The sequence below is a fragment of the Pseudomonas fontis genome, from assembly GCF_028656955.1.
Taxonomy (GTDB): domain Bacteria; phylum Pseudomonadota; class Gammaproteobacteria; order Pseudomonadales; family Pseudomonadaceae; genus Aquipseudomonas; species Aquipseudomonas fontis.
Genome location: NZ_JAMDGY010000011.1, coordinates 137,596 through 153,795 on the forward strand (window position 1 = coordinate 137,596; position 16,200 = coordinate 153,795).

Sequence of the window (16,200 nt, forward strand, 5' to 3'; positions counted from 1 at the left end):
GGGCGCAACGGTTTTAAACCTGCCTGGATAAGGTCTCCCATTTCTCAGCGCAAAGTAGCCATGCACGAACTCTATCAGCCCCGCGAAATCGAAGCCGCCGCCCAGACTTACTGGGACGAGCAACAGTCTTTCAAAGTCAGTGAACTGCCAGGCAAGGACACTTACTACTGCCTGTCGATGTTCCCGTACCCAAGCGGCAAGCTACACATGGGCCACGTGCGCAACTACACCATTGGTGACGTGATCGCGCGCTACCAGCGCATGCTCGGCAAAAACGTCCTGCAGCCAATGGGCTGGGACGCCTTCGGCATGCCGGCTGAAAACGCCGCGATGAAGAACAACGTCGCCCCGGCCAAGTGGACCTACGAAAACATCGACTACATGAAGACCCAGCTCAAGAGCCTGGGCCTGGCCATCGACTGGTCGCGTGAAGTCACCACCTGCAAGCCGGACTACTACCGCTGGGAACAATGGCTGTTCACCCGCCTGTTCGAAAAAGGCGTGATCTACCGTAAAAACGGTACCGTGAACTGGGACCCGGCTGACCAGACCGTTCTGGCCAACGAACAGGTCATCGACGGCCGTGGCTGGCGTTCGGGCGCGCTGATCGAGAAGCGCGAAATCCCGATGTACTACTTCAAGATCACCGACTACGCCGACGAGCTGCTGGAAAGCCTCGACGAGTTGCCGGGCTGGCCTGAACAGGTCAAGACCATGCAGCGCAACTGGATCGGCAAGTCGCGCGGCATGGAAGTACAGTTCCCGTACAACCAGGCCAGCATCGGCGAAGCCGGTGCACTGAAAGTCTTCACCACCCGCCCGGACACACTGATGGGCGCGACCTACGTCGCCGTGGCCGCCGAGCACCCGCTGGCCACCCTGGCTGCGCAAGGCAACCCTGAACTGCAAGCGTTTATCGACGAGTGCAAGGGCGGCAGCGTTGCCGAAGCCGACATCGCCACCCAGGAGAAGAAAGGCGTCGCCACTTCCCTGCTGGTCGAGCACCCACTGACCGGCGAAAAACTGCCGGTGTGGATCGCCAACTACGTGCTGATGCACTACGGCGATGGCGCGGTAATGGCAGTGCCGGCCCACGACGAGCGCGACTTCGAGTTCGCCACCAAGTACAGCCTGCCAATCAAGGCCGTGGTACGCACCAGCGCCGGCGACCAGGTCGCCAGCACCTGGGACGCCGCCTATGGCGAGCACGGCGTGCTGATCAACTCCGGCGAGTTCGACGGCCTGGACTTCGCCGGCGCCTTCGATGCCATCGAAGTGGCGTTGATCAAGAAAGAACTCGGCAAATCCCGCACCCAGTTCCGCCTGCGCGACTGGGGCATCAGCCGCCAGCGCTACTGGGGCTGCCCGATCCCGATCATCCATTGCCCATCGTGTGGCGATGTACCGGTGCCGGAAGACCAACTGCCGGTCACCCTGCCGGAGAACGTGGTGCCGGACGGCGCCGGTTCGCCACTGGCGCGCCTGCCCGAGTTCTACGAGTGCAGCTGCCCTAAATGCGGCACTGCGGCCAAGCGCGAAACCGACACCATGGACACCTTCGTCGAGTCGTCCTGGTACTTCGCCCGCTACGCCTCGCCAAACTACGAAGGCGGCATGGTTGACCCGAAAGCGGCCAACCACTGGCTGCCGGTCGACCAGTACATCGGTGGCATCGAACACGCCATCCTGCACCTGCTGTACGCGCGCTTCTTCCACAAGCTGATGCGTGACGAAGGCCTGGTCACCTCCAACGAGCCGTTCAAGAACCTGCTGACCCAGGGCATGGTCGTTGCCGAAACCTACTACCGCGTGGCCAGCAATGGCGGCAAGGACTGGTTCAACCCGGCTGACGTCGAGATCGAACGCGATGCCAAGGCCAAGATCATCGGCGCCCGCCTGAAGACCGACGGCCTGCCGGTGGAAATCGGCGGCACCGAGAAGATGTCCAAGTCCAAGAACAACGGCGTCGACCCGCAGTCGATGATCGACGTCTACGGCGCCGATACCTGCCGCCTGTTCATGATGTTCGCTTCGCCGCCCGACATGAGCCTGGAATGGTCTGACTCCGGTGTTGAAGGTGCCAACCGCTTCCTGCGCCGCGTATGGCGCCTGGCCCAGGCCCATGTGGGCCGGGGCAAGACCGTTGCGCTGGACATCGCCGGCCTCGACGACGCCCAGAAGGTCATCCGTCGTGCCACGCACGCGGCGATCAAGCAAGCCAGCACCGATGTGGGCCAACACCACAAGTTCAACACCGCCATCGCCCAGGTGATGACCCTGATGAACGTGCTGGAGAAAGCCCCGCACGCCACTGAACAGGACCGTGCCCTGCTGCAGGAAGGCCTGGAAACCGTGGCCTTGCTGCTCGCGCCAATCACCCCGCACATCAGCCACACACTGTGGAATGAGCTGGGCCACGAAGGCGCCGTGATCAATGCCGGCTGGCCAGCACTGGACGAAAGCGCCCTGGTGCAAGACAGCCTGGTCCTGGTGATCCAGGTCAACGGCAAGCTGCGCGGCCAGATCGAGATGCCCGCCACGGCCAGCCGCGAAGCAGTCGAAGCCGAGGCGCGCAGCAACGAGAACGTGCTGCGCTTCACCGAAGGCCTGACCATTCGCAAAGTGATCGTGGTCCCGGGCAAGCTGGTCAACATCGTCGCCAACTGACAGGAACAGGCGCCCCGGCTCAGCCGGGGCGCCGGTATAGACTCGTGCCCACAAGGGTTCAAGGGAGCAACAAGATGATCAAACGCAATCTGCTGGTAATGGGCCTGGCTGTCCTGCTCAGCGCCTGTGGCTTCCAGCTGCGCGGTACCGATACCAATGCCCTGACCATCAAGGAAATGGACCTTAGCGCACGCAATGCCTACGGCCCGACCGTGATTCAACTGCGCCAGGTTCTGCAAGGTAGCGGCGTGAAGGTCCATGCAGGCGCGCCTTACACCCTGGTCCTGACCAACGAGACCGAAACCCAGCGCGCGGCTAGCTATGCCGGTGCCGGTCGCTCGGTGGACTATGAGCTGAACACTGTTCTGAACTACACCATCCAGGGTCACGACAACACCGAGTTGCTGTCCGACAAACTGGAAGTGCAGAAGGTCTACAACTACGACGGCAACAACATTACCGGCTCTAACCAAGAGTCCAACCAGGTTCGTGAAGAAATGCGCCGCGAGCTGGTACAGAAGATGATGTTGCGCCTGCAACTGCTGAACCCGGTTCAGTTGGAAGAGCTGCAAGCCAAGGCCGACGAGCGTGCTCGTGCCGAAGCCGAAGCCGTGGAAGCGGCCCGCCGCGCCCAAGCAGAAACCCCCCAGCAATCCCCGCTGGAATTCCCGGTCAAGTGAGCCTGAACGGGGTGCTCACGCACCCCGCCCTCCCCCATGAAACTCGCCCCCGCCCAGCTCAACAAGCACCTGCAAGGTAACCTCGCTCCGGTCTACGTGATCAGTGGCGACGACCCGCTGTTGTGCCAGGAAGCCGCCGACTCGATTCGCCAGGCCGCACGCCAACAAGGGTTTGACGAACGCCAGGTGTTCAGCGCCGACGCCAACTTCGACTGGGGCACCTTGCTCCAGGCCGGGGCCAGCCTCTCGCTGTTCGCCCAGCGTCGCCTGCTCGAGTTGCGCCTGCCGTCCGGCAAACCGGGCGACAAGGGCGCTGCTGCGCTGATCGAATACTGCTCACGGCCTGCTGAAGACACCTTGCTGTTGATCAGCCTGCCGAAGCTCGATGGCAGCGCGCAAAAGACCAAATGGGGCAAGGCGCTGATTGAAGGCGCCCAGGTGCAGTTCGTGCAGATCTGGCCGGTGGACACCAGCCAGTTGCCGCAATGGATCAACCAGCGCCTGGTCCAGGCGGGGCTTTCAGCCCAGCGTGATGCGGTCGAACTGATCGCGGCACGGGTCGAAGGCAACCTGCTGGCGGCCGCCCAGGAAATCGAAAAGCTCAAGCTGCTTGCCGATGGCCAGCAGATCACTGTCGAAACCGTGCAGGCGGCGGTCGCCGACAGTGCGCGGTTTGACGTGTTCGGCCTGGTCGATGCGATTCTCAATGGCGAAGCCGCACATGCCTTGCGCATGCTCGAGGGCTTGCGCGGGGAAGGCGTTGAGCCACCGGTGATTCTCTGGGCACTGGCACGTGAGCTGCGGGTACTGGCCGGTCTTGCCCAGCAGTTCAGCCAGGGCGTGCCGCTGGACAAGGCCTTCAGCCAAGCCCGGCCACCGATCTGGGACAAGCGTAAACCATTGATGAGCAAAGCCCTGCAACGGCACACGGCGCAACGCTGGGGGCAATTGCTGCAGGATGCCCAGCGCATCGATGCGCAGATCAAGGGGCAGGCACAGGGTTCTCCCTGGACCAGCCTGGCGCGGCTTTCACTGTTGATGGCAGGGCAACGGCTGGCATTGCCGGCTGAATAGACGCCGGGGCTGCCTTGCAGCCATCGCCGGCAAAGCCGGCTCCCACAGTAATATCAGACGACCCCTGTGGGAGCTGGCCTTGCCAGCGATGAACTCAGCGCCTATATTTGCGCCCGACACTTACCCCCACAGGATCCCCTGCCATGAGCAAAAAGCCTGCAAAACCAGGCCCGAACAAGGCCAAGTCAATCATCGCCCAACCCCTGTTCCGCAGCCGCCAGGAACGGGCCGGCAAAGGCAAAGGCAGCTACCGCCGCGAAGCCTTCCAATCGAGAGATTGGGAGGCTTCTTACTTTTTGGCCGCATGAAGGCACGAAAACCACAGGCATGATATGGTCGGCACCTGACTTGTAATACCTGGACCCGTGCATGCCCCTCAGCCTTTCCCGTCGCTGGCAATTGCGCCAACTGACCGCTGCCTCCAGCCTCATCCTGCTTGTCGCCTGTGCGGAGCAACCGACCGTCGCAGACACTCTACCGCTGGCCCCAGCGCAGCCGACCCCGGTCGTCACCCTGCCGAGCGCCACGCCCGATACCCCTGGCGAGATCCAACCGCTGCAAACCTTTGCCCAATGGCAAGCCGGTTTCCGTCAGCAGGCCCTGCAAGCCGGTATCAACCCGAGCACCTTTGACCGCGCCTTCCTCGGTGTCACGCCCGACCTGGACGTGATCAAGGCCGACCGCAGCCAACCCGAATTCAGCCGCCCTGTCTGGGAATACCTTGATGGTGCGCTTTCGCCCCTGCGCGTACGCAATGGCAAGGCCCTGCTGGAGAAGAACGGCGAGTTGCTGACACGCCTTGAGCAACGCTATGGCGTTGACCGCAACGTGCTGGTGTCCGTGTGGGGCATGGAAAGCAATTTCGGCCAGTTCCAGGGCAATAAATCGGTTATTCGTTCGCTGGCGACCCTGGCCTACGAAGGCCGTCGCCCGGCATTTGCCCAGGCGCAGCTGATTGCCGCCCTGCAGATCCTGCAAAATGGCGATATCCAGCCGGATGCAATGCGCGGCTCCTGGGCCGGCGCCATGGGCCAGACCCAGTTCATCCCGACCACCTACAACACCCACGCGGTAGACTTCGACGGCGACGGGCGCCGGGATATCTGGAGCAGTTCGGCCGATGCCCTGGCATCGACGGCGCATTATCTGCAAAGCTCTGGCTGGAAACGCGGTGAATCCTGGGGCTTTGAAGTACAACTGCCTGCCAGCTTCGACTATTGGCTGGCAGATGGCAGCCAACGCAAGAGCGTTGCCGAATGGATGCAGATGGGCCTGAAACTGCCTGCCGGCAATCAGGTGCCTGTGGGTAGCGAGCAACTGTCGGCCACCCTGCTGCTGCCAGCCGGTTATCGTGGCCCGGCGTTCCTGCTGCTGGACAACTTCCGCGCGATCCTCAAGTACAACAATTCCTCGTCCTATGCACTGGCGGTCAGCCTGCTGGGCGAGCGGTTCTCCAATTCCGGCTTTATCCGTGGCGATTGGCCAAAGGATGACCTGCCGTTGAGCCGCAGTGAGCGGGTCGAACTGCAAACCCTGCTCAGCGCCCGGCAGTTCGATGCCGGCAGCGCTGACGGGATCATCGGCGCCAATACCCGCAAGGCCATCCGTAGCGCGCAGCAGGCGCTGGGCTGGCCGGCAGACGGCTACCCGAACCACAAGCTGCTCGATAGCCTGCGCAACCGCTAAAAGCATCGCGGGACCTGTGGGAGCGGGCTCGTCCCGCGATGAGGCCCGCAAGCCAGGCACAAAAAAGCCCCCGCACCTTCTCAGGTGCGGGGGCTTTTTGCATTCCGGCCGCGATCAGAGCTTGATCTTGGCCTCATGCGCCTGCTGGTCAGCATGGTACGAAGAACGTACCAGCGGGCCCGAGGCGACGTTCTTGAAGCCCATCTTGTAGCCTTCCTCGGCGAACCAGGCGAAGGTGTCCGGGTGCACGAAGCGCTGCACCGGCAAGTGGCTGCGCGACGGTTGCAAGTACTGGCCCAGGGTCAGCATGTCGATGTTGTGCTCGCGCATGCGGTGCATCACTTCGATCACTTCTTCGTCGGTTTCGCCCAGGCCCAGCATCAAGCCGGACTTGGTCGGTACGTGCGGCACCAGTTCCTTGAACTTCTGCAGCAGGGTCAGCGACCACTGGTAGTCCGAACCCGGACGCGCAGCCTTGTACAGGCGCGGCACGGTTTCCAGGTTGTGGTTGAACACATCTGGCGGCTCTTGCGCAGTGATGGCCAAAGCCACATCCATGCGACCACGGTAGTCCGGCACCAGGGTTTCCAGCTGCACGCCCGGCGACAGCGCACGGATTTCCCGCAGGCAGTCGGCAAAGTGCTGGGCACCGCCGTCACGCAGGTCGTCGCGGTCCACCGAGGTGATTACCACGTACTTCAGGCGCAGGTCGGCAATGGCCACGGCGAGGTTCTTCGGCTCCTCGGCATCCAGTGCCTTCGGACGACCGTGACCCACGTCGCAGAACGGGCAACGGCGGGTGCAGATGTCACCCATGATCATGAAGGTCGCGGTACCACCGGAGAAACACTCACCCAGGTTCGGGCAGGACGCCTCTTCACACACGCTGTGCAGCTTGTGTTTGCGCAGCAGTTGCTTGATACGGTCGACTTCCGGCGAAACCGGGATGCGCACGCGGATCCAGTCAGGTTTCTTCGGCAGTTCGTCGGTAGGAATGATCTTTACCGGGATGCGCGCTACTTTGTCGGCACCACGCAGTTTTACGCCCGCCTCGACTTTCGGTCGCGGGGGGGTGACGGATTGCACGGCGATTTTCACCGGCTCTTGCACGATAGTCATATTCAGTCGATTCCGCCCGTAAGGGTCGTCTGCTCAGCATAGTCGAGGTGCTTGACCAGCTGCCCGCGCAGCCTTGCCCTTACCTCGGAGAGTTCGATCGGACCTGCCTGGTCGCGCAGCTGGGTCATGGCCAGCCCCGCATACCCACAGGGGTTAATCCGGCGGAATGGCGCAAGGTCCATGTCCACGTTCAAGGCAAGGCCGTGGAAAGAACAGCCATTGCGAATCCGCAGGCCGAGGGAGGCGATTTTCGCCCCGTCGACATACACGCCGGGGGCGTCCGGCTTGGCCGCCGCCTCGACGCTGTAACTGGCGAGCAGCTCGATCAGGCAGCGCTCGATCCGGGATACCAGATCGCGCACGCCAAACCCGAGCCGGCGCACATCAAGTAACAGGTAAGCCACCAGTTGGCCGGGGCCATGGTAGGTCACCTGGCCGCCACGGTCGGTCTGCACCACCGGGATATCACCAGGCACCAGCAGGTGCTCGGCCTTGCCCGCCTGGCCCTGGGTGAACACCGCAGGGTGCTCCACCAGCCAAAGCTCATCGGCCGTGCCGGGGCCACGCTGGTCGGTAAACCGGCGCATGGCCTCGAGCACTGGCTCGTAGGGCATCAATCCAAGATCGCGAACGCCGAGGCTGGCCGGCATCACAGAACCATTTTCACGATACCGGTCGCACGCAGGGCACTGTTGATATTGTGCAGCTGGTCTTCACTGGTCGCCACGATGTGCAACTGTACGGTGGTGTACTTGCCTTCCTTGCTCTGGCGCTCGGCCAGGGTCTTGAGGTCGACTTCAGCGTACTTCTTCAGGATCTCGATTACCGTGTCCTTGAAGTGGACCACGGTATCGCCAATGACCTTTATCGGGTAATCGGCGCAAGGGAACACGATTTTGTGCGCGTTGGCGTCTGGTTCGGTCATGGCAGTAACGGCCTCGTAAGCCGTGGCAACAACAACGCCCCCGCGTATGTTGGCGGGGGCGTGGCAGGTCACGATATCAGTTGAACAACCCGTAGAAGAATAGACGAATGCTATCCCACACCCGACGGAAGAAACCACCTTCCTCTACGCCGTCCAGCGCGATCAAGTCGGCGCTGTGTACAACGTTGTCATCCAGTTTGACTTCCACTTTACCGATCACGTCACCTTTGGCGATGGGTGCGGTCAATTGTGGGTTCATGGTCATGCTTGCAGCCAGTTTCTTCAATTGGCCTTTAGGCAAAGTCATGCTCAAGTCTTCAGCAAGACCGGCCTTGACCTGGCTGGTGGTGCCTTTCCAGACCGGCGCCTGGGCCAGCTCGGTGCCCTTCTGGTAGAAGGTCTGGGTTTCGAAGAAGCGGAAACCGTAGGTCAGCAGCTTCTGGGTTTCAGCAGCACGCGATTGCTCGCTGTTGGTACCGAAGACCACGGCGATCAGGCGCATGCCATCACGCACGGCCGACGACACCATGCAGTAGCCCGCTTCGTCGGTGTGGCCGGTTTTCAGGCCGTCGACGGTCTTGTCGCGCCACAGCAGCAGGTTGCGGTTAGGCTGCTTGATGTTGTTCCAGTAGAACTCCTTCTGCGAGTAGATCGCATAGTGCGCTGGGTCTTCGCCGATGATCGCGCGCGCCAGCACTGCCATGTCGTGCGCCGAGGAGTAGTGCTCGGGGTTCGGCAGGCCGGTCGGGTTCATGAAGTGGCTGTTGCTCATGCCAAGATCCGTAGCGGTCTTGTTCATCATGTCGGCGAAGGCATCTTCGCTGCCGGCAATGTGCTCGGCCAGGGCGACGCTGGCGTCGTTACCGGACTGGATGATGATGCCGTGCAGCAGGTCGCTGACGGTGACCTGGCTGCCCACCTTGATGAACATGCGCGAACCGCCGGTACGCCAGGCGTTTTCGCTGACGGTTACCGGGTCGTTCTCGCCGATCTGGCCACGACGGATGTCCAGGGTCGCGATGTAGGCGGTCATCAGCTTGGTCAGGCTCGCCGGCGGCAGACGCTGGTCGCCATTGTTCTCGACCAGAATGTTGCCGCTGGAGGCTTCCATGAGCACGTAGGACTTGGCTGCCAGTTGCGGCGGCGACGGCATCATCTGCTCTGCCGCGAAAGCGGCAGGGGCGATCATCAGCGGTACAAGCAGGCAAAGGCGTTTGGCAAAGGTGGTGATGTTCATCCGTCTCTCGAAATGGCTTATGGGCTCATGCCCTTGCGGGCAAAATGTTGTTCCAGGTACTTGGCCTGGTGAGCAAAACGGCCATTGTACATGGCTGTTCCGCCCTGCTACATGACAAAACCGATCAGTCCCCCTGATCAGTCTGCCGTCACGACTTTGGGTTGCCCCAGATTGGCCAGGCGCAGGCTGTCCTGCATCTTCATGGCTTCACCCTGGCTGCTGATCGGCCCCAGGCGTACGCGGTGCAGGGTTTGCTGGTTGCGCACGATGGAACTGATGAACACCGGGGCACTGACCATGCCACTGAGCTTGGAGCGTAGCAACTCTGCGGCGTCCGGGTTGGCAAATGCGCCGACCTGCAGGAACACCCCGGAACCGGCCGGGATGTTGTTGCTGGCCACCTGCAACGGAACAACCGAAGCCGCGTGCTGCTGCGGCGGTGGCGTCCATTGCTCAACCGCACCGGAGTTGGCGGGCAGCGCCTGGGTCTGCGCGACCTGCGGCTGCTGCAGCACCATCGGTGCCGGCTGGCCACGCTGGGCCCACCATTGTTGCGGGTCGATACCTTCTACCCGCACATGGGCGGTGCCGCTCTCGGCATAACCGAGCTTTTTCGCGGCGGCGTAGGACAGGTCGATGATCCGGTCGGAATAGAACGGCCCACGGTCGTTGACCCGCAGGATGACCGTGCGGTTGTTGTCCAGGTTGGTCACCTTGACATAGGCCGGTAGCGGCAGGGTCTTGTGTGCCGCGCTCATGCCGTACAGGTCATAGACCTCGCCGTTGGCGGTGTTCTGCCCGTGGAACTTGGTGCCATACCAGGACGCGGTGCCCTCGGCACGGTAGTTGCGCGATTCCTGGATCGGGAAATAGGTCTTGCCCAGTACTGTGTACGGGTTGGCCTTGTAGTTGCCGGTGTGCACGGTCGGGGTGGCGTCGGGGATCTTCGATACGTCGACATCCCACCATGGCGCGCCGTCTTTGTGCGCGCGGTTGATGTCCAGGCCGGGCTTGGCGCGCACGGTGTTGCCGCCGCCTTGCGATGCAGGCTTGCTCGACGAGCAACTGACCAACAGCATGCCCAGGGCCGCACAGCCCAGCAGTTTCAAGGATGTTGCAGAGAACAATACGCGCATTACCGGGCGCCTCGTGCTAGAACCAGCTGTTCCGAGAGTTGATGTACCGCCATGGCGTACATCACGCTGCGGTTGTAGCGAGTGATCGCGTAGAAGTTCTTCAGGCCCATCCAGTATTCGGGGCCGTTGTCGCCTTCAAGCCGGAAAGCGGTGACCGGCAGATCATCGCGCAGCGCATCATGACTCGACCAGCCCAATGCCCGCAACTCCCCGACCGTCTTGACCGGCTCGATGCCGGTGGTCAGACCTTCGTCGACGCGCTCACCGCTCACCGACGCGCGGCTGACGACCGCCTCGCCGGCTACCCAGCCGTGACGCTTGAAGTAGCTGGCGACGCTGCCGATGGCATCGTCCGGGTTGTTCCAGATGTTGATGTGGCCGTCACCGTCAAAGTCGACCGCATAGGCGCGGAAACTGCTCGGCATGAACTGCGGCAGGCCCATGGCCCCGGCGTAGGAGCCCTTGAGGGTCAGCGGGTCGACCTGTTCTTCACGGGCCAGCAGGAGGTACTCACGCAGCTCCTTGCGGAAGAACGCGGCACGCGGCGGGTAATCGAAGCCCAGGGTCGACAGCGCGTCGATCACCCGGTAATTGCCGGTGTTGCGGCCAAAGAAGGTTTCCACGCCGATGATCGAGACGATCACCTGGGCCGGCACCCCGTATTCCTGCTCGGCACGCGCCAGTACGGCCTCGTGCTGACGCCAGAAGTCCACGCCGCGGGCAATCCGCGCGTCGGTGAGGAACATCGGGCGATATTCCTTCCAGGGTTTCACCCGCTCGGCAGGCCGCGAGATCGCATCCAGGATGGCCTGTTTGCGATGCACATCGCGGAACACGCCCATCAGCTGTTCCCCGGCAAAACCATAGTCGCGGGTCATTTCACCGACGAACTCGGCCACCTGGGGCGAACCGTCATAGTCGCCGGCATTGGCGAGCTGCGCCGTACCCAGCAACCCAAACAGGCCGGCTACAGGCGCGCAACGAGCCGCCCAGCCACGCATCAATTGCATTAATTTGTTCACCTTATTCAAACCTGTGCGATCCATTTGCGGTGTGTGTGGATCGACATCAAAACCCCAAACGCTGACAGCAGGGTCACCAGCGAAGTTCCGCCATAACTAATGAAGGGCAATGGCACGCCCACCACCGGCAGCAGGCCACTGACCATGCCGATGTTGACGAATACGTAGACGAAGAAGGTCATCGTCAGGCTGCCGGCCAGCAATTTGCCGTAGAGCGTCTGGGCCTGGGCGGTAATCACCAGGCCACGGCCGATCAGCAGCAGATAGATAAGCAGCAGCGCGCAGATGCCGACCAGGCCGAACTCCTCGCCGAGCACGGCGATGATGAAGTCGGTGTGGCTCTCCGGAAGGAAGTCCAGATGCGACTGGGTACCGAGCAGCCAGCCCTTGCCAAACACCCCGCCCGAACCGATGGCCGCCTTGGACTGGATGATGTTCCAGCCGGTGCCCAACGGGTCGCTTTCCGGGTCGAGGAAGGTCAGTACCCGCTGCTTCTGGTAGTCGTGCATGACGAAGAACCACATCGCCACCGCCACCGGAACGGCGGCGGTCAGCACGCTGAGAATCCAGCGCCAGCGCAGCCCGCCCATGAACAGCACGAAGGCGCCGGAGGCCAGGATCAGCAGCGCGGTGCCCAGGTCCGGCTGGCGCACGATCAGGATGAACGGCACGCCAATCATCATCAAACTGACCATTACATGCTTCAAATGCGGCGGCAGGGTGCGCTTGGCCAGGTACCAGGCGATGGTCGCCGGCATGATGATCTTCATGAACTCCGAAGGCTGGAAGCGGATCACCCCGGGGATGTTGATCCAGCGCGTCGCGCCCATGGCGTTGTGGCCCATGACGTCCACCACCACCAGCAGGATCACCCCGACGACATACGCCAGGGGCACCCAGCGCGCCATGAAGCGCGGCTCCAGCTGGGCAATGATGAACATCGACACCAGGCCGATGCCGAACGAGGTCGCCTGCTTGAGCAGCAGGTCCCAGTTCTTGCCGCTGGCTGAATAGAGTACGAACAGGCTGCCGGCCGCGAGGGTCAGCAGCAGGATCAGCAAGGGGCCGTCGATGTGGATGCGCTGCAAGAAGCTTGCACGCCGGCGCATCACGTCCTCGCTGGAGAGCATGCGATCGAAATTACTCTTCACGGAGCCGGTTCCTGCGCAATGGAAGGGTTGTATTGCGGCTTGAGGTGACCGTTTTCATCGAGCAGCCAGGCGTCCATCACCTGGCGCACCACGGGGGCCGCAACGCCAGAGCCGGACTCACCGTTCTCGACCATCACCGCCACCACGATCTGCGGTTTGTCCGCTGGGGCAAAGCCGACGAACAGGGCGTGGTCGCGGTGACGCTCCTGCAATTTGTTGCGGTCGTACTTCTCGCCCTGCTTGATCGCCACCACCTGGGCGGTACCGCTCTTGCCGGCGATGCGGTACTGGGCACCGACCGCAGCCTTGCGCGCGGTACCGCGAGCGCCGTGCATCACCTGCTCCATGCCGTGGGTGACTTTGTTCCAGTCGGACTTGTCACGCAGGATGATGTTGTCCATCGGGTTCTCATCCACCGGCGGCTGACCCTCGATGGTCTTGGCCAGGTGCGGACGGTTCCACACGCCTTTGTTGGCGATCAACGCAGTGGCCTGGGCCAACTGCAACGGGGTGGCCTGCATGTAGCCCTGGCCGATCCCGAGAATCAGCGTCTCGCCCGGGAACCAGGCCTGGCGACGGGTGGCGCGCTTCCACTCGCGGGACGGCATCAGCCCCGGTGATTCTTCGAACATGTCCAGGGCGACCTTCTGGCCAATACCGAAACGGCCCATGTAGTTCGACAGCCGGTCGATGCCCATCTTGTGCGCGAGGTCGTAGAAGTAGGTGTCGTTGGAGCGCATGATCGCCGTGTCGAGGTCGACCCAGCCATCACCAGTGCGGTTCCAGTTGCGGTATTTGTGATCGTAATTGGGCAGTTGGTAGTAACCCGGGTCGAACACCCGCGACGAGGCGGTGACCACGCCACTGTCCAGGCCGGCAATCGCCACCGCCGGCTTGATGGTCGAACCTGGCGGGTACAAGCCACGCAATACGCGGTTGAACAGCGGCCGGTCAATCGAGTCGCGCAGCTCGGCATAGGCCCTGAAGCTGATGCCGGTGACGAACAGGTTCGGGTCGAAGCTTGGCTGGCTGACCATTGCCAGCACCTCGCCCGTGTTCGGATCGAGCGCAACAATCGCGCCACGACGCCCGCCCAGTGCGGCTTCGGCGGCTTCCTGCAACTTGATGTCGAGGCTCAGGACGATGTCCTTGCCGGGGATCGGGTCGGTGCGCTTGAGCACCCGCAATACGCGGCCACGGGCGTTGGTCTCGACTTCCTCATAGCCCACCTGGCCATGCAGCTCAGGCTCGTAGAAGCGTTCGATACCGGTTTTGCCGATGTGGTGCGTGCCGCTGTAGTTGATCGGATCGAGGGTTTTCAGCTCTTTCTCGTTGATCCGCCCGACATAGCCCACCGAGTGCGCAAAATGCGCGCCCTGCGGGTAATGCCGCACCAACTGCGCAACCACCTCGACGCCCGGCAGGCGGAACTGGTTCACCGCCACGCGGGCGATCTGTTCTTCCGTCAGTTCGAACAGGATCGGCACCGGCTCGAACGGCCGGCGCCCCTGGCGCATGCGCTTCTCGAACAGCGTGCGATCGTCAGGCGTCAGTTGCAGCACCTCGACGATCACGTCGAGCACCTGCTGCCAGTCCCCCGAGCGTTCGCGGGTCATGGTCAGGCTGAAGCTTGGCCGGTTATCGGCGACGATCACCCCATTTCGGTCGAAGATCAGCCCACGGGTTGGCGGAATCGGCTGCACATGCACCCGGTTGTTTTCCGACAACGTGGAGTGGTACTCGTACTGGATCACCTGCAGGTAATACAGCCGGGCAATCAGCACGCAGATCAGTACGACAATCGCGACCGCACCGACCACGACGCGGTTACGCACCAGACGGGCGTCTTTCTCGTGGTCCTTGAGGCGAATCGGTTGCGACATTGAAAGGGCTTAACGCTATTTGTGGTAAGGATGCCCGGACAGCACGGTCCAGGCGCGGTACAGCTGTTCACCGATCAGGATCCGCACCAGCGGGTGCGGCAAGGTCAGCGGCGACAGCGACCAGCGCTGCTCGGCGCGCGCGCAGACTTCCGGCGCCAGCCCTTCCGGGCCACCGACCATGAAGTTCACGGTACGCGAATCCAGGCGCCAGCGGTCCAGCTCGACCGCCAGTTGCTCGGTGCTCCAGGGCTTGCCATGGACCTCCAGGGTAACGATGCGTTCCCCCGGCTGGACCTTGGCGAGCATGGCCTCGCCCTCCTGACGGATCAGGCGGGCAACATCGGCATTCTTGCCCCGGGTGTTCAGCGGGATCTCCACCAACTCCAGGGACAGCTCTGCCGGCAGGCGCTTGGCATATTCATGCCAGCCTTCCTCGACCCATTTGGGCATGCGCGAGCCGACCGCGATCAAACGCAGACGCACGACGCTTCCTTATTCCTGGTCTTTGGTGAGCTTAACGAAATGCTCGTGGGTGTGCTCAGGGCTGTGGTGCTTGCCATCGGCGGCACGGCTTTGCTCGGCACCTTTCCACAGACGCTCGAGGTCGTAGAACTGGCGGGCAGCGGCGGTCATCATGTGCACGATGACGTCGTCCAGGTCCAGCAGAACCCAGTCGCTGTCGCCTTTGCCTTCTTCACCCAGCGGGCGAACGCCTTGGGCTTTGACCATTTCGCGGACCTTGTCCAGCATCGCGCCGATCTGGCGGTTCGAAGTACCGGTGGCGATGATCATGAAGTCGGTGATGCTCTGCTTTTCGCGAACATCGATGACCAGGATGTCCTGGGCCTTGACGTCTTCCAGTGCGGCAACTGCCACCTTGACCAGCTCTTCACCCTTCATTACTTGCTTGCTCATATAAAACTCATTCAACTCGTAGGTATGAGGCGCTTGTCGCGCACTCAGTTCGACGCACGGTACAAACCGTGCGCCTCGATATAGGCCAGTACTGCGTCTGGCACCAGAAACCGCACCGACCTGCCAGCGGCAAGTTGATGACGGATCTGCGTGGCCGACACCGCCAGGGGTGTCTGCCAGACGAATGCAATGTGCCCCGACGGCCCCAGCAGGGCCTGCGGATCACTGACCGAACGTGCGGCCAGCAGGTTGCGCAGGGCATCCGGCGGTTCGACGTCGGCATCCGGGCGTTGCAGCACCAGGATGTGACAGTGTTGCAACAACTCTTCCCAGCGATGCCAGCCAGGCAGGCCGCAAAATGCGTCCCAGCCCAGCAGCAGAAACAACTGGTCATCGGCGGCCATTTCGGCACGCATCAGTTCCAGCGTCTCGATGGTGTAGGACGGCTTGTCACGGGCCAGCTCGCGGGCATCGACGGTCAACACCGCCACCCCCTCGACTGCTCGCTCGACCATGGCCAGGCGATCCTGTGCCGACACCTGCGGCATGTCCCGGTGCGGTGGCCGGGCGTTGGGCATCAGCCGCAGCTCGTCCAGCGCCATCACTTCCGCCACTTCCAGCGCACTGCGCAGGTGGCCGATGTGCACCGGGTCGAACGTGCCGCCGAGCACGCCGATACGCTGGATCGGCGGCATCGTCACGGCA

At 62.5% G+C, this 16,200-nt stretch carries 16 protein-coding genes; 5 read left to right on the forward strand and 11 right to left on the reverse strand.

Translation table 11 applies throughout. The features are described from left to right. Window positions 1-60 precede the first annotated feature (60 nt). The 5 genes from leuS to M5G11_RS03680 all read left to right on the forward strand — a co-directional run bounded on the left by leuS (window position 61) and on the right by M5G11_RS03680 (window position 6,107). Window positions 61-2,667, forward strand: coding sequence for a leucine--tRNA ligase (gene leuS / locus M5G11_RS03660; protein WP_273909574.1), 2,607 nt, complete (start codon window positions 61-63; stop codon window positions 2,665-2,667). 74 nt (window positions 2,668-2,741) lie between these two features. Beyond that, a complete protein-coding gene (locus M5G11_RS03665) occupies window positions 2,742-3,347 on the forward strand; it encodes an LPS-assembly lipoprotein LptE (RefSeq protein ID WP_273909573.1) in 606 nt (201 codons plus the stop codon). 36 nt (window positions 3,348-3,383) lie between these two features. Then, entirely contained in the window at window positions 3,384-4,421 is a 1,038-nt protein-coding gene (gene holA / locus M5G11_RS03670) for a DNA polymerase III subunit delta (protein WP_273909572.1), read from the forward strand. A 143-nt stretch (window positions 4,422-4,564) separates the two neighbouring features. Then, a complete protein-coding gene (arfA, locus tag M5G11_RS03675; protein ID WP_010222906.1) occupies window positions 4,565-4,729 on the forward strand; it encodes an alternative ribosome rescue factor ArfA in 165 nt (54 codons plus the stop codon). Between the two features lie 61 nt (window positions 4,730-4,790). Further along, window positions 4,791-6,107 carry a lytic murein transglycosylase gene (locus M5G11_RS03680; protein WP_273909571.1) on the forward strand — a complete coding sequence of 439 codons (1,317 nt, stop codon included), beginning with the start codon at window positions 4,791-4,793 and terminating at the stop codon, window positions 6,105-6,107. 114 nt (window positions 6,108-6,221) lie between these two features. On the opposite strand, the gene lipA is transcribed toward M5G11_RS03680, so the two are convergent. The 11 genes from lipA to nadD form a co-directional block, all read right to left on the reverse strand. Further along, complete coding sequence (lipA, locus tag M5G11_RS03685; protein ID WP_273909570.1) at window positions 6,222-7,226, reverse strand: lipoyl synthase; 1,005 nt, start codon at window positions 7,224-7,226, stop codon at window positions 6,222-6,224. A 2-nt stretch (window positions 7,227-7,228) separates the two neighbouring features. Beyond that, window positions 7,229-7,876, reverse strand: a complete 648-nt coding sequence (gene lipB, locus M5G11_RS03690) for a lipoyl(octanoyl) transferase LipB (RefSeq protein WP_273909569.1) — start codon at window positions 7,874-7,876, stop codon at window positions 7,229-7,231. Further along, window positions 7,876-8,151, reverse strand: a complete 276-nt coding sequence (locus M5G11_RS03695; protein ID WP_273909568.1) for a DUF493 domain-containing protein — start codon at window positions 8,149-8,151, stop codon at window positions 7,876-7,878. The genes lipB and M5G11_RS03695 overlap by 1 nt, the downstream gene beginning before the upstream one ends. A gap of 76 nt (window positions 8,152-8,227) precedes the next feature. Then, window positions 8,228-9,388, reverse strand: coding sequence for a D-alanyl-D-alanine carboxypeptidase family protein (locus tag M5G11_RS03700; RefSeq protein WP_273909567.1), 1,161 nt, complete (start codon window positions 9,386-9,388; stop codon window positions 8,228-8,230). Window positions 9,389-9,525: 137 nt separating this feature from the next. Further along, window positions 9,526-10,524 (reverse strand): septal ring lytic transglycosylase RlpA family protein, encoded by a 999-nt coding sequence (locus M5G11_RS03705; RefSeq protein ID WP_273909566.1) that lies wholly within the window; start codon window positions 10,522-10,524, stop codon window positions 9,526-9,528. Continuing rightward, window positions 10,524-11,534 (reverse strand): lytic murein transglycosylase B, encoded by a 1,011-nt coding sequence (gene mltB, locus M5G11_RS03710; RefSeq protein ID WP_273909565.1) that lies wholly within the window; start codon window positions 11,532-11,534, stop codon window positions 10,524-10,526. Before mltB ends, M5G11_RS03705 begins: the two co-directional genes overlap by 1 nt. A 17-nt stretch (window positions 11,535-11,551) precedes the next feature. After that, complete coding sequence (gene rodA / locus M5G11_RS03715; protein WP_273909686.1) at window positions 11,552-12,655, reverse strand: rod shape-determining protein RodA; 1,104 nt, start codon at window positions 12,653-12,655, stop codon at window positions 11,552-11,554. Window positions 12,656-12,693: 38 nt separating this feature from the next. Beyond that, window positions 12,694-14,580: a penicillin-binding protein 2 gene (mrdA, locus tag M5G11_RS03720; RefSeq protein ID WP_273909564.1), complete on the reverse strand. Its 1,887-nt coding sequence runs from the start codon at window positions 14,578-14,580 to the stop codon at window positions 12,694-12,696. Between the two features lie 15 nt (window positions 14,581-14,595). After that, complete coding sequence (gene rlmH / locus M5G11_RS03725; protein WP_116549813.1) at window positions 14,596-15,063, reverse strand: 23S rRNA (pseudouridine(1915)-N(3))-methyltransferase RlmH; 468 nt, start codon at window positions 15,061-15,063, stop codon at window positions 14,596-14,598. A 9-nt stretch (window positions 15,064-15,072) separates the two neighbouring features. Further along, window positions 15,073-15,495, reverse strand: a complete 423-nt coding sequence (rsfS, locus tag M5G11_RS03730) for a ribosome silencing factor (RefSeq protein ID WP_273909563.1) — start codon at window positions 15,493-15,495, stop codon at window positions 15,073-15,075. Window positions 15,496-15,539: 44 nt separating this feature from the next. Further along, a complete protein-coding gene (gene nadD, locus M5G11_RS03735) occupies window positions 15,540-16,190 on the reverse strand; it encodes a nicotinate-nucleotide adenylyltransferase (protein WP_273909685.1) in 651 nt (216 codons plus the stop codon). Window positions 16,191-16,200: the final 10 nt, after the last annotated feature.

Bases quoted from the DNA above. Each gene is read 5' to 3' on its own strand.
- M5G11_RS03665 (WP_273909573.1), top strand. From the start codon at position 2,742: ATGATCAAACGCAATCTGCTGGTAATGGGCCTGGCTGTCCTGCTCAGC.
- nadD (WP_273909685.1), bottom strand. From the start codon at position 16,190: ATGCCGCCGATCCAGCGTATCGGCGTGCTCGGCGGCACGTTCGACCCG.
- mltB (WP_273909565.1), bottom strand. From the start codon at position 11,534: ATGCAATTGATGCGTGGCTGGGCGGCTCGTTGCGCGCCTGTAGCCGGC.
- rsfS (WP_273909563.1), bottom strand. From the start codon at position 15,495: ATGAGCAAGCAAGTAATGAAGGGTGAAGAGCTGGTCAAGGTGGCAGTT.
- mrdA (WP_273909564.1), bottom strand. From the start codon at position 14,580: ATGTCGCAACCGATTCGCCTCAAGGACCACGAGAAAGACGCCCGTCTG.
- holA (WP_273909572.1), top strand. From the start codon at position 3,384: ATGAAACTCGCCCCCGCCCAGCTCAACAAGCACCTGCAAGGTAACCTC.
- rodA (WP_273909686.1), bottom strand. From the start codon at position 12,655: ATGCGCCGGCGTGCAAGCTTCTTGCAGCGCATCCACATCGACGGCCCC.
- lipA (WP_273909570.1), bottom strand. From the start codon at position 7,226: ATGACTATCGTGCAAGAGCCGGTGAAAATCGCCGTGCAATCCGTCACC.
- M5G11_RS03680 (WP_273909571.1), top strand. From the start codon at position 4,791: ATGCCCCTCAGCCTTTCCCGTCGCTGGCAATTGCGCCAACTGACCGCT.
- M5G11_RS03695 (WP_273909568.1), bottom strand. From the start codon at position 8,151: ATGACCGAACCAGACGCCAACGCGCACAAAATCGTGTTCCCTTGCGCC.
- lipB (WP_273909569.1), bottom strand. From the start codon at position 7,876: ATGCCGGCCAGCCTCGGCGTTCGCGATCTTGGATTGATGCCCTACGAG.
- arfA (WP_010222906.1), top strand. From the start codon at position 4,565: ATGAGCAAAAAGCCTGCAAAACCAGGCCCGAACAAGGCCAAGTCAATC.
- M5G11_RS03700 (WP_273909567.1), bottom strand. From the start codon at position 9,388: ATGAACATCACCACCTTTGCCAAACGCCTTTGCCTGCTTGTACCGCTG.
- leuS (WP_273909574.1), top strand. From the start codon at position 61: ATGCACGAACTCTATCAGCCCCGCGAAATCGAAGCCGCCGCCCAGACT.
- M5G11_RS03705 (WP_273909566.1), bottom strand. From the start codon at position 10,524: ATGCGCGTATTGTTCTCTGCAACATCCTTGAAACTGCTGGGCTGTGCG.